This window comes from Comamonas sp. E6 (assembly GCF_001010305.1).
Classification (GTDB): Bacteria; Pseudomonadota; Gammaproteobacteria; order Burkholderiales; family Burkholderiaceae_C; genus Comamonas; species Comamonas thiooxydans.
Map to the genome: position 1 here is coordinate 32585 of NZ_BBXH01000035.1, position 12688 is coordinate 45272.

Below are 12688 nucleotides of genomic sequence, written 5' to 3' on the forward strand. Positions count from 1 at the left end.
TGCGCAAGCTGCTATCAAAAAATAAAAGCTGTGCCAAAAACCGGCACGGCCTGAAACCAGTGACAGCAAGCAAGCGCCGCCGCGCAGCGACGCTGTCGTCCCCCTCCCGTAGCGCGCAGCGCGTAGAGAGAGGGGGAAGGCGCTGGGCCGCCTAGGCAAAGCGACTCAGGGGGTGGCGTAAATTTCCACGCCCAGATTCAGCATCAGGCGGTTCGCCCAGCCAAACAGTGCGGCTGAGTGCAGCATGTCCAGAATTTCCAGATCGGACAGACCTGCATCGCGCAGCGGTTGCAGATCCTGCGGGCCAAAGCTGCCCGGCGCACGCGTCAGTGTCAGCGAAGCCTGGATGATGGCGCGCTCGCGGGCATTGGTGCCGGCGGTCTCGGGCTCGTCAAACAGCTGGGCCATCACATCGTTGCGCTTGGCCAGCTGCTCGAAGCGCTGAGCGTGCACCGATGCGCAGTACACGCAGCCGTTGGAGCGCGAGACGGCAGTGGCCGCCACTTCACGCTCGGCGCGGGAAAGGCCGCCGGGTGCATACATGATGGCGTTGAAGGCCTGGGAGCGCTCCAGCAGCACCTGGGGCTGACGCGCCAGCAGCAGATAGAAGTCCATGCTCTTGGCCTTGGGGTGGCTGACTTCCAGTACATGCTGCTGCTCGGGCGTTGCGGTGTCGGGGTCCAGCACCTGCAGCCAGGCCTTCCAATCCAGCGTCTCGCTGGTAAAGCCGTTGCGGCGCAGCGGCTCGCCGGGCGGCGGCAGATTGGCGGGGTGGACAAAGGGCGCGGCATCGGCAGGCTGGGGGGCCGACGCTTCGGTCGCGCCGCCCAGCTCTCCCATGGCCTTCACACCCGCCAGCAGGCGGGCCTGATACGAGACAAAGCCGATCAGTTGGGCCAGCAGCACGGTGTCGTTGAGCGACAGGCCGGCGGCCGGAATGGCCAGCAGCGCGGCCTGATCGCTCTGGGCCGGGTTCAGGGCCAGCGTGCGCACAAAGTGCAGCATGGCGTCCAGGCGCGCATTGCCGGTCTGGGCACCGGGCTGATCGAGGATGGCGCGAAGCTCGGGCGTGATGGCTTGGCCCAAGGCCTCGGCGCGCGCACGGTATTCGGCTTCCAGCACGTTCACGCCGCTGACGCGGGCCTGCTCGGCAGCCAGCACCAGGCGCTCGGCCTGGGTCAGATCGCTGTCCAGCTGATTGCCCAGCAGCAGGTCTTCGCAGGCCTGGGTGGCCAGAGCGACTTTTTCGCGCTCGTGGCGAGTGGTGAATGTGGGGCTGCCCTGTTCGAGGCCAGCCAGTCGGTCTATGGTGTCTGTCATGCGAAGTCTCTTGATTTAGGGTTGCAGCTGGCGGATGCGCGCAGCGCTGTCGGCTGCGGTCCATTCCGTGCCGTCCAGTTCGGGCTCGGCATAGGCCTTGAGCTTGTCGAAGTGCTGCTCGATATCGTCCAGATAGAACAGCGAGGCCAGGCCCTGGGCCAGCTTGCGCGCCCCGTCGCTGATGGCGGGAATATCGCCCGACACCGTGCCGTGCGAGAGCGCAGCGGGGTAGCAGAAGCAGTGAATCCGGTCGAGACCGGGAAGGTCGCCCTGGAACTCGAACAGCGGGCCCAGATCTGGCGATGCCGACAGCTCGGCATCCTCATCGCCGGTCTCGGGCGTGAAGCGGCTGTTCCACAGCTTCACGTGCGGCGCGATGTCGGCAAACTCGGGACGCAGGCTCCAGTCGATGGCAAAGCCCGTGGAGACGATGAGAAAGTCCAGCACGAACACGCCGGCCGAGGTCTGCACCTGCAGCTTGTCGCCCGCTTTTTCCACGCTCTGCACAGCGCAGCCCAGGTGGAAGAAGGCATTGTCATGGCGCGAGACACGCAGCGTGCTGCCGTGTGGGGGCGGCACCTGCTGGGCGTTGATGTAGTGGCGGATGCGCCATTTCCATGCATCGGGCAGCAGATACTGACCGTGGGTCAGACCGGGCACGCCCGAGCCCTTGGACTTGTTGATCAGCGGCAACTGCTGGCGGCGGATCAGCATGTCCACGCTGGCCGCGCCGTTTTCGAGAGCCGTCGCGGCGCTGTCCATGGCCGAAGCCCCGGCACCGACCACGCCCACATGCTTGCCCGCCAGCGTGGCGTAGTCCATGGCATCGGAGGAATGGGCCCAGAATTTCCTGTCCACGCCCCGCATGAAGGCGGGAACCGTGGCGCCGCCCAGGCCGTCGCGGCCTGTGGCCAGCACCAGGCGGCGGGTTTGCCAGGTGGCGGTCACGCCATTGGCCTTGACATCGACTTCCACCACGCCATCGGCCTGCGGGCGCACGGCAATGACTTCATGGCCGTTGCGCACATCGGCGTTGGTCACGCGGCGGTACCAGCGCAGATAGTCCATCCACTGCAGGCGCGGGATCTTGTCCAGCGCTGTCCAGGCATCCAGGCCGAACTGGGCGATGAACCAGGCGCGAAAGGACAGAGCTGCAACCCCCATGGCAGGGCCGGTCAGCTCCTTGGGCGAGCGCAGGGTTTCCATGCGCGCCGTGGTGGCCCATGGGCCTTCGAAGTCTGGCGCGGACTTGTCCAGCAGCACAGGCTTGATGCCGACCTGCTGCAGCGCCATGCTGAGCGCGAGACCGGCCTGGCCGGCGCCGATGACGAGCACGTCATGCACCGGCAGTCCCTTGCGCGTGGAGGGAGGAATCCAGGCCTTGGCAGGCCAGCCCAGAGTGACGAAGTCGTCACGCAGGCGCTCTTCCAGCACTGCAAGCCCCGTGGCGGCGCCTGCCGTAGAAGTTGAATAAGACATAGCTAAAACCCAAAAGCGCCTGAGGCTTGAGCCGCAGACGCATCAAACAAACACCGATAACTTAACACTGCTTGAACCGAAGCAGGACCAAGTGAGAGACACCGAGGAAGGGGCCCCCGCACCGAGGGTGTCGTTCCTCTCCCTTGGCGCGCAGCGCGTAGAGAGAGGGGGGGACGCGGCAGGGCCGCTCAGGGGGTGTTAGTCAATACTTATCTTGGCATCCTTGACCACCTTGGCCCATTTGATGCGATCTTCATGCACGGTCTTCTTGAACTGCTCGGGTGTCTCTTCGCGGATGGTGTTGCCCTGGGAGACAAAGCGCTCGCGCACCTCGGGCTGCTTGAGCACGTCGTTGACGGCCAGGTTGAGCTTTTTGACGATGACCGGGTCCGTGCCCTTGGGCGCGAAGATGCCGAACCAGATGGAGCTGTTGAAGCCCTTGGTGCCCGGCAGGCCGCTGGCGGCAATGGTGGGTACTTCCTTGACGGCTTCCACGGGCTTGGCCGTGGTCACGCCCAGCAGGCGCACCTTGCCGGCCTTGTAGTGGCTCAGAACGGTCTGCACCTGGTTCATGATGCAGCAGGTCTCGCCGCGCAGCACCGAGGTGATGGCTTCGGGGCCGCCCTTGTAGGGCACGTGCACCATGTCCAGGCCCAGACGCGAGTTGAACTCGGCGAATGCCATATGGGTGCCTGCGCCATTGCCGGTGGAGGCGTAGTTGTACTTGCCGGGATGGGCCTTGACCTCGTCGACGAACTCCTTGAGGTTCTTGACGTTGATCACATTGGGATTGATGGTCAGCACATTGGCCACGTCCACCAGCGGTGCGACGGGCACAAAGTCGGCCTCCACGTCGAACGGCAGTTTCTTGTACAGCGCGGCATTGCTACCGTGGGTGGCGGCGGTGCCGAAGTAGATGGTGTAGCCATCGGGCTTGGCGCGGGCCACGAACTCGCTGCCGATATTGCCGGCGGCGCCGCTCTTGTAGTCAATGATGACGGGCTGGCCCAGAATCTTGCCCAGCGGCTCCTGCGCCACGCGGCCGATCACGTCCACACCCGAGCCTGCGTTGAAGCCCATGATCATGGTGATGGGCTGATGCGGATAGCTGGCAGCGCCGGGGTCGGCCGCCTGGCTGGCCAGGGGAAGCAGGGCGGCGGCCGCCGTTGTGGCAACAAGACCGGAGATGAAACGGGGCAGCAAACGCATGATGGGACTTGTCCAGAGGAACCTTGAATGCTGTGAATTGTGTCCGTAATTTAATGATTTGCTTCTATATGCTTATGCAGCATTAAGCTTGTGGGGTTAATGCAAAAAAAAGCCCAGATCTCTTGCGAGATATGGGCTGAAATCCGCTGGAAAGTGATGACTCGGAGGGCCAGCGGAGGGAGCGATCAGGGCTTAAAGCTTCAACAGGCTTTTAGCGGCGATAGGGGTTGTGGGGGTTGCGGTCATGGCGGTTGGGCACGCCGTCGCCATCCCTGTCCCAGCGGCTGGCGCGGTAGTCCCAGCGGTTGCCATGCTGCACCCAGGTGGGCTGGCGGTACACATAGCCGGGGCGGTTCTGCACCCAGTGGCCGGCGCGCCAGACATGGCGGTGGCCGCGCGGCTCCCAGTAACCAGGAGCCCAGACATAGCCACGGCGCGGAGCGGGCACGGCTTCATAGCGGACCGGGGGCGGTGCGTTGAACTGCACGTTCACATAGGCACCCTGGCTGGCACCCGCCCAGTAAGCGCTTTGGGCCTGTGCACTACCGGCAAAGCTCAGCAAGGCGAGTGCGCCTGCGGCAGCGACGGTGTGGATGGTGTTGCGGATTGTCAGCATATACGCCTCCTTCATGGGTAGCGGGCTGTCTGTGGGTCCAGGCATCCCTTGGGCTCCATGTTGGAAGGCCAGCGTCAACCGTGGGTTGCCGCTGTGCGAAGTCTTGCAATCTTGTGTGTCTGTTTGGTGAAGAATGTATAAAACAGGCGGCTGATGCAGATACAGCAAGCGCATTTAGCTACATATTTGGGAGTGAAGGTCTACCGGCGCAAGGCCGCAAAGGCGGGCAGCTCCCATTTGCGCATGCCCAGCACCAGGGTGTAGCCCTCGATCTTGTTGGGGCCCAGGCGCTGATCCTGCAGATGCTGCTGTGAAAAGTCCTGACCGATGCGCTGAATGCGCTCCACGAAGCTGGGCGCCAGGCTGGGGGCGATGGAGCCATGCACCAGCAGCATGGTCTCGTCCTCGCCTGCAAAAGTGCCGCCAAAATAGTCCAGCACGGCGTTCTCACGGAAGAAGTCCATCACCGGGCCGTTGGTCTGCCAGCGGAAGGTCTTGGCCAGGCGCAGCTTGTAGCGGTTGCCAGGACGCAGCTCGATGATGCCGATGCGGTCCAGCTGCGCCAGATAGCCTATGCCCTCGGGCTCGCTGATGCGGTAGGTGGCGACGATCTGCTCCAGCGTCCACTGGCTGAGCACGCAGATCGCCGTGAGCAGCAGCTTGCGGTCGGCAACCACGGCAATCTCCTGCTCGCGCGTGATCTGCTGCAGCAGCGGCCGGCTGTCGGCCACATTGCGCGCCAGATCGGCAAAGTCCAGGTGCAGGGCGCGGCAGATCTCGTCGATGCGCGACAGCGGCATGTCGCCCTTGGCCAGCATGCGCTTGACGCTGGATTCGGCCATGCCTATGGCCTGGGCCAGGTCGGCATAGGTCATCTGCGCGGCCTTGAGTTCTTTCTTGATGGCGGTGACGAGATCGGCAGTCGTGCTCATGGTATCGGTTGGTAGTACTGGCAGTGCAGCGATATGGCGCAAGTTTAGAAGATTGATGCCGCTGCTTCGGCGGATTTCCATACTGCGCGGCATTCACACAAGGAAGCGCCATGCAACTGCATACCTCATCGATCACGACTGTGGAAATGACGAACCCCGAGACCTCGGGCACGCTGGAGCAGCGCTTTGCCTTGTTCGGGGGCATGGCCTTGCTGTTCACGCTGGCGCTGCTGATGCCTGGCATGGCTCAGCCCGAGCACTATCACGCCTTTGCCGACCGGCGCGGCTGGCTGGGCGTGCCGCATGCGGCCGATGTGTTGAGCAATCTGGGGTTTGTACTGGCGGGACTGGCGGGCTGGGTCGCACTGGCACGTGCCGACTACCAGAAGCTCAACGGCACGGCGCGTGCCCTGTGTGCCCTGTTCTTCACGGGCCTGCTGTGCTCGGGGGCAGGGTCTGCGTACTATCACTGGGCGCCGCAGGATTCGAGCCTGGTCTGGGACCGGCTGGGCATGAGCCTGGCTTTCGCCGGCTTGCTGGGCCTGGCGGTACAGACGCGTATTGACGACATCAGCGCCCGCATCACTGCCGGAGTATTGCTGGTGGCCGCACCTGCCAGCGTGGCGGTCTGGGCGCAGACCAGCAATGTGCTGCCCTGGGTGCTGGTGCAAGGCGGCGGCATGCTGATTCTCCTGTGGCTGGCCTTTGTGGCGCCGCGTCGTCACGCGCTGCCCGTGGAGCTGGGCTGGGTGATCGGTCTGTACCTCGTTGCTAAGCTGCTGGAGCTGTCGGACGGCGATGTGTTCGATGTGACCGCGCAGGCAGTCTCCGGCCACAGCATCAAGCACTGGATGGCCGCGGCCGCCGCGTGGCCTGTGCTGCGTGCCTTGAAGCAGTGGCGTGAGTCGTAATATTCATAGCGGCGGGCGCATGTTCATCAAGCATCAGCGGCATAAAACCTACAAAAAGATCCGGGCAAGTTGGCACAATGCCTGCAGCGCCACAGGGAGAGATCCATGAATTCCACGCCGACCGTGCATACGGCCGCCGCTGCACCGCAGCATGCCCACCCCAACCAGTTCGCCCTGCTGGGCCAGCGCCGCTTTGCGCCGTTTTTCTGGACGCAGTTTGCCGGTGCGGGCAATGACAATCTCTTCAAGTTCGCCTTCACGGTGATGGTCACTTATCAGCTCAGCGTCTCGTGGCTGCCGCCTTCCATGGCCGGCCTGGTGATCGGTGCGCTGTTCACCCTGCCTTATCTGCTGTTTTCGGCCACTTCGGGTCAGCTGACCGACAAGTGGGACAAGACCCGCATGTTCCGTCTGGTCAAGAACCTCGAGATCGCCATCATGCTGATTGCGGCCTGGGGCTTTGTCCAGGCCAATGTGCCGGTGCTGCTGCTGTGCGTGTTCCTCATGGGGCTGCACTCCACGCTGTTCGGCCCCGTCAAGTTCGCCTATCTGCCCCAAGTGCTCAACGACCGCGAACTCACGGGCGGCAACGGCATGGTGGAGATGGGCACTTTTGTCGCCATCCTGCTCGGTCAGGTCGCTGGCGGCCTGCTGATCGCCGTGCCCGAGGTCGGTCATATGCAGGTCGCCATGGCCTGCGTGGTTGTCGCGGTCGTGGGCCGCATCTGCGCGCAGTTCATCCCTCATGCGCCCGCGACCGATCCGGGCCTGGTCATCAACTGGAACCCGTTCACCGAAACCTGGCGCAACCTCCAGCTGGCACGCCAGCAGCCCGTGGTGTTCCGCTCGCTGCTGGGCATCAGCTGGATGTGGTTCTTCGGCGCGGTGTTTCTCTCGCAGTTTCCCAGTTTTGCCAAGGAGGTGCTGCATGGCGACGAGCATGTGGCATCGCTGCTGCTGGTGATCTTCTCGGTGGGCATAGGCATTGGCTCGCTGCTGTGCGAAGTGTTTAGCCGCCGCCAGGTGGAGATCGGCCTGGTGCCGCTGGGCGCGATAGGCATGAGCGTGTTTGCGATTGATCTGTTCTTCGCCACGCGCGCGCTGCCGCCGTCCGAGCTGATGGGTGTGAGCGCCTTTTTTGGCGAGGCCAAACACTGGCGCGTGATGCTGGATCTGGGCCTGCTGGCGCTGTCGGCGGGCATCTACAGCGTGCCCATGTATGCGCTGATCCAGATGCGCAGCCAGCCCACGCACCGCGCGCGCATCATCGCGGCCAACAATATCCTCAACGCGCTGTTCATGATCGCCTCGGCCGTGCTGGCCGGTGCCTTGCTGGCCGCAGGTTGCAGCATTCCCCAGGTGTTTCTGATCACCGGCATTGCCAACGCCATCGTGGCGCTCTATGTGTTCCTGCTGGTGCCCGAATATCTGCTGCGCTTTGTGGCCTGGGTCATCACCCACTTTGTCTACCGCTTCAAGGTGCGTGGCGACGAGCATATTCCGCGCGATGGCGCGGCCGTGCTGGTCTGCAACCATGTGAGCTTTGTCGACGCCATCTTGCTCATGGCGGCCAGCCCGCGCCCCATTCACTTCGTGATGGATCACCGCATCTTCCAGACGCCGGTGCTGGGCTGGCTGTTCAAGCTGGCCAAGGCGATCCCGATCGCGCCGCACAAGGAGGACCCTGCAACCTATGAAGCCGCGTTCGCGCGGGCCGCGGAGGTGCTGCGCGAGGGCGACCTGCTGGCCATCTTCCCCGAGGGCGGCATCACCTCTGACGGCCAGCTGCAGCCGTTCAAGGGCGGCATCATGAAGATTCTCGACCACGCGCGAGACGACGGCCTGCAGGTTCCCGTCATTCCCATGGCGCTGACCAATCTCTGGGGCTCCTACTTCAGCCGCATCGAGTCGCGCGGCGGCAGGAATGTGGCCATGGTCAAGCCGCTGCGCCGCGGCCTGTTCAATCGTGTGGGGCTGGAAGTGGGCGAGCCCGTGGCGGCTGCCTCTGTCACGCCGGCCCTGCTGCAGCAGAACGTGGCGGATTTGCTCCGGCGTTGAGGCTGGATGATCAGGGCAGGAGCCGGATATCACCCATGTAGGCCAGTCCTTCGCCATGGGTGTTGTCCGAGTCCGCCGAGACGGTGACGCCGATGATGGTGGGCATGGCCTGGGACTCGTCGCCAAACGCGTGCAGATAGTCGGACGTCAGATTGCGCTGTTCCGTCACCCACTGGCCTTTGTGCGTGCTGCCGCTTTGCAGCACGATATAGCGCATGCGATGCGTGAACGCATTGTGCAGAACCGAGCCCACGGGCTGCTTGTTGTCCCAGACATAGCACAGCGTCTCGGCCGGAATATCCTCTCCGGTGCTGATTCTGCCCAGGCGCAGCTTGGCCCGTTCACCAAAGCTCAGCTGCGATTTGTCAAAGTCGAAGGACATGCAGAGCTTGAGCGCAGCATCGTCGCCGGCTCTGGTTTTGATGTCGGCCTTGTCGATCAGCTGATCCACGCGCCAGCGCCACTGCAGTTGCAGATCGGGCGAAGCAGTCAGGTGCAGCGTGTGAACCATATTGCCGTAGGCGTCCTGTGTGCTCACGCGCAACACATGCCCGCCATCCTGGTCCACCACATTGAATGCCGTCGGGTTCTTGTTGGGCAGGGTGGCAAAGTGCCAGGGCCCTCCCAGAGGGCCCTGCTGCATCTGCGAAAAAGCGGGAATGCTGCTGCCCTGCGCCAGTGCAGAGACAGCTAGCGTGGACATGGCCGTGGCGAGCGCTGCAACAAGCCGGCTTTGCCGGCGTGAAGGTTTGTGCAGGGCGAAGGTCTGAGAGTGAAGCCGCATGGAGTGCCTGATGATTTTTGAAAGTTGTGGGCGCGGGAGTGGGGCAAGATGTGCAAGCTGCAACTGGTTTGAGCGCTGGCAGCGGGCGGTGAGTATCACTTTGCGATACTGCGAGACCTGCCGCTTGCTGATTTTGACAAAACACAGGGCCGAAGTTTCGGGCGCATGGATGATTCGTTCGTCGCCGCATGCAAATCGCGGCCCATTTCAATAACCACTGGGAGCCATTTGTGATCAACGTCCTGACCTTTATCCGTCCTCTTCGCAACAGCCTGTGCGCCCTGGGCGCGGCCTTTGCATTGCTGGGCGGCAGTGCGGTCCACGCCCAGAGCGAAGCCTCTCTGGTGTTGTCGGCCCTGCCTGTGGCATCGGTGGTTGCAGCGGCATCGGGTGGCGCTTCGGAGGAAGTCGTGGCAATACCCCTGTTTCTGTCGGCGGCAGGTGCATCCGTGATCGTTGAGGCCGTGGAAAGCAGTGCCACAGGCGTGACCTATGTGCTCAAGAATGTGGCCGACGGCACTTCGGCCGTGGTCAAGGTCTCTGGCCAGGCTGCAGGAGCCCTGTCGGTCGGCGTGGGCACGGTGGTGCAGACCAGCGCCACGGCGGCCGGCGTGATTCTGTCCACGGCAGGCAAGGTGCTGGCCTTCATCCCCAACGAAATCGGCAAGGCGCTGATGCACAACGAGCGTCTGTAATTCAAGAAACTGGAGGCTCGCATGATCAAGGAAGCGACAAGCGTTGTACAAGCCATGGCGCCCGCTCGACGCGCCGGCATGCCCATCCCCGGCCCTGTGGCGCTGGCGCTGGGCGCCGCGTTGATTGCCTGGGCCGGCTCGGCCCAGGCCGGCCGCAGCTGTGAAGACCGTCCGCTGACCGCCGATGTGATGGCCAAGGGGCTGAATCTGGCCGCGCGCACCGCCAAGGCGCTGGATGCCGAGTTTCAGAAGAACGGTACCCAGGTCGTGCTGCTGGCTCGGCAAGGGCAGGACTTGAGCAAATACGATCTCAAGTACTCGCACTATGGCTGGGCCTACAGAACGCCCGCCGGCCCCTGGCGCGTGGCCCACAAGCTCAACGAGTGCGGCACTGCCTCCGGCCATATCTATCGCCAGGGCCTTGGCGAGTTCTTCCTTGACGATATGTGGCGCTACGAAGCCGCCATCCAGATCCCGACACCGGCGGTGCAGCAGGCCCTGCTCAAGTTCCTGAGCGCTCCCACGGTGCTGCGCCTGCAAAACGAGCCCTACAGCATGGTCAGCTATGTCTGGAGCAGCAAGTACCAGCAGTCGAACCAATGGGCGATCGAGACGCTGGCCGCTGCCATGGAGCCGGCGGCGATTCAGAACCGCGCACAGGCTCAGGCCTGGTTGCAGTCCAAGGGCTATGAGCCCAGCGCGCTCATTATTCGGGCGTTCTCGCGACTGGGCGGGCGCATGACGGCTGCCAATATCGCGTTTGACGATCATCCGAATGAAAAGCGCTATGCCAGCCGCATAGAGACGGTGACGGTGGACTCCGTGACCCAGTGGTTGCAGCGCACGCAACTGGCATCGGCCGTGCGTACGGTGCAGTGAGTTTGAGCCTTGTTGGCTTCAAGGCCTTGCTGAGTATGTGCATGGCGCTACGTTTTTGGAGTAATTGAAAATGAGCAAGTCTCTGCGTTTGCCCGAGAAATGGTTTCGCCGTGGCCTCTGGCTGGTGGCGCTGGTGTTTGCCTTCTTCCTAATAGGCCTGGGCGGGCTGGTGGTGGGCAATCTGCCGCAGCCCGATCGCTCGCTGGAGATCGAATCCTTCATTCCGGAGGCGGATGCACAGCGTGTGCGGGCCGAAATCGACCAGGCCCAGAAGACAGCCGGCGTGACCCAGAAGGCGCTGGACAGGGCTCAACTCAAGTTCGACGCCGAGCGTGCACGCTACCAGTCGGCGCGCGACACCTTTGACAACTGGGTGGCGACCCGCCGTGCGACAGAGCGCCCCGAGCAGGATGCAGAACTGGTCGCACGCAGCAAGGCGCTGGACGAGCTCAAGCAGGCTGAGGACAAGGCCCGCCAGGAGCGCGAGAAAGAGGCCCAGACCCATCTGGAGGCCAATCAGGCAGTCTCCAACGCCGAGGCGGAGATGAGCAATCTGCGCGAGCAGGCCTATCCTCAGTACGAAGCCGCCATGCGAGCCAGCGAGCTGCGCGTGTTTCTGTTCCGCCTGGCCATCACCTTGCCCCTGCTGGGCGTGGCGGGCTGGCTGTTCGCCAAGAAGCGCAAGAGCACCTGGTGGCCATTTGTCTGGGGTTTTATCTTTTTTGCGCTGTTCGCCTTCTTTGTCGAGCTGGTGCCTTATCTGCCCGACTACGGCGGCTATGTGCGCTATATCGTAGGCATTTTGGTGACGGTATTGCTGGGGCGCTATGCCATTCTGGCGCTCAACCGCTATCTGGAAAAACAGAAGCTGCAGGAGTCCTTGCCCGAAGAGCAGCGCCGTGAGGAGCTGAGCTATGACGTGGCGCTGGAGCGTCTGTCCAAGAATGTGTGCCCGGGCTGCGAGCGCCCAGTGGATCTCAAGAACACCGAGATCGACTTCTGCCCCCATTGCGGTATCGGTCTGTTCGACCATTGCTGCAGCTGCAATACCCGCAAGAGCGCGTTCTCACGCTTTTGTCATAGCTGCGGCACTGCGGCCGGCAAGATGCTGCCGCGTCCCGATGCGGCGGAGGCAGCACCGCTCGCCTCCGGGTCCGGCGAGCCCGGATGACCTTGGGCCGGGCTATCGGCATGTCGCGCTCAGCAAAGCTGTGAACTGACGCGATCGCGCCCGGCGGCCTTGGCCTCATACAAAGCCTGGTCTGCCTGCTGCAGCAGCAGGTCCAGGCTTTGATGCGCTTGCAGGCTTGCGGTATGGACCAGGCCAATGCTGACCGTGGCACTCATCGTCTTGTCATTCATGGGCACGCGCAGCTCCCGGATGGCGCGGTTGATGCGCTTGGCGATCTCCTGCGCAGCGGTTGCGTCCACCTTGGGCAGGGCCACGGCGAATTCCTCGCCTCCCATACGGCCCACGATGTCCTGAGCGCGCAGCACCTGGCTCAGGGTCTGGCTGAAGCTGCGCAGCAATTGGTCGCCTCCCGCATGGCCGAAGCTGTCGTTGATCTGTTTGAAGTGGTCGAGATCCAGCATCAGAATGGCGAAGGGCTGGCCATCCTGGCGGCAACGCTCCAGTATTCTTTGCCCCTGCTTCATGAAGGCACCGCGTGCCAGCATATCGGTCAGAAAGTCGTGGTTGACGGCATGACTGAGCTTTTGCATCAGCTCGTTGCGAGCCATATGCGATCCGGCCACCGCCAGCGGGCCCAGCACCAGCATGCATAGCCCCACGCGAAATGACAGCG

The 12688-nt window shown here is 63.3% G+C and carries 12 protein-coding genes; 5 read left to right on the forward strand and 7 right to left on the reverse strand.

Going from position 1 to position 12688, the window contains the following annotated elements; translation table 11 throughout:
- Positions 1-165: 165 nt before the first annotated feature.
- The 5 genes from CSE6_RS23990 to CSE6_RS24010 form a co-directional block, all read right to left on the reverse strand.
- A complete protein-coding gene (locus tag CSE6_RS23990) occupies positions 166-1320 on the reverse strand; it encodes a peroxidase-related enzyme (protein WP_083994807.1) in 1155 nt (384 codons plus the stop codon).
- Between the two features lie 15 nt (positions 1321-1335).
- On the reverse strand, positions 1336-2799 hold the full coding sequence (locus CSE6_RS23995) for an NAD(P)-binding domain-containing protein (RefSeq protein ID WP_059441659.1): 1464 nt from the start codon (positions 2797-2799) through the stop codon (positions 1336-1338).
- A 198-nt stretch (positions 2800-2997) separates the two neighbouring features.
- The gene (locus CSE6_RS24000) at positions 2998-4008 is read right to left on the reverse strand and encodes a tripartite tricarboxylate transporter substrate binding protein (protein WP_034352982.1); all 1011 of its coding nucleotides are present in this window, start codon (positions 4006-4008) and stop codon (positions 2998-3000) included.
- 211 nt (positions 4009-4219) lie between these two features.
- Entirely contained in the window at positions 4220-4624 is a 405-nt protein-coding gene (locus tag CSE6_RS24005; RefSeq protein WP_034377972.1) for a YXWGXW repeat-containing protein, read from the reverse strand.
- 200 nt (positions 4625-4824) lie between these two features.
- Positions 4825-5556 carry a helix-turn-helix transcriptional regulator gene (locus tag CSE6_RS24010; RefSeq protein ID WP_003065639.1) on the reverse strand — a complete coding sequence of 244 codons (732 nt, stop codon included), beginning with the start codon at positions 5554-5556 and terminating at the stop codon, positions 4825-4827.
- Positions 5557-5666: 110 nt separating this feature from the next.
- Between CSE6_RS24010 and CSE6_RS24015 the strand changes: the two genes are divergently transcribed.
- Positions 5667-6467 carry a hypothetical protein gene (locus CSE6_RS24015; protein ID WP_059441660.1) on the forward strand — a complete coding sequence of 267 codons (801 nt, stop codon included), beginning with the start codon at positions 5667-5669 and terminating at the stop codon, positions 6465-6467.
- A 105-nt stretch (positions 6468-6572) separates the two neighbouring features.
- On the forward strand, positions 6573-8525 hold the full coding sequence (locus CSE6_RS24020) for an MFS transporter (protein WP_059441661.1): 1953 nt from the start codon (positions 6573-6575) through the stop codon (positions 8523-8525).
- Positions 8526-8535: 10 nt separating this feature from the next.
- Here the strand turns inward: CSE6_RS24020 and CSE6_RS24025 are convergent, their stop codons facing one another.
- Positions 8536-9228 (reverse strand): DUF3047 domain-containing protein, encoded by a 693-nt coding sequence (locus CSE6_RS24025; protein ID WP_193751169.1) that lies wholly within the window; start codon positions 9226-9228, stop codon positions 8536-8538.
- A 269-nt stretch (positions 9229-9497) separates the two neighbouring features.
- On the opposite strand from CSE6_RS24025, the gene CSE6_RS24030 reads away from it, so the two are divergent.
- The 3 genes from CSE6_RS24030 (at position 9498) to CSE6_RS24040 (ending at position 12054) form a co-directional block, all read left to right on the forward strand.
- Entirely contained in the window at positions 9498-10004 is a 507-nt protein-coding gene (locus CSE6_RS24030; RefSeq protein ID WP_045840195.1) for a hypothetical protein, read from the forward strand.
- A 21-nt stretch (positions 10005-10025) separates the two neighbouring features.
- The gene (locus tag CSE6_RS24035; RefSeq protein WP_059441663.1) at positions 10026-10883 is read left to right on the forward strand and encodes a DUF2145 domain-containing protein; all 858 of its coding nucleotides are present in this window, start codon (positions 10026-10028) and stop codon (positions 10881-10883) included.
- A 70-nt stretch (positions 10884-10953) separates the two neighbouring features.
- Positions 10954-12054 carry a zinc ribbon domain-containing protein gene (locus CSE6_RS24040; protein ID WP_059441664.1) on the forward strand — a complete coding sequence of 367 codons (1101 nt, stop codon included), beginning with the start codon at positions 10954-10956 and terminating at the stop codon, positions 12052-12054.
- Positions 12055-12083: 29 nt separating this feature from the next.
- On the opposite strand, the gene CSE6_RS24045 is transcribed toward CSE6_RS24040, so the two are convergent.
- The coding region (locus CSE6_RS24045) for a GGDEF domain-containing protein (protein WP_152668636.1) at positions 12084-12688 on the reverse strand (605 nt) is incomplete at its 5' end.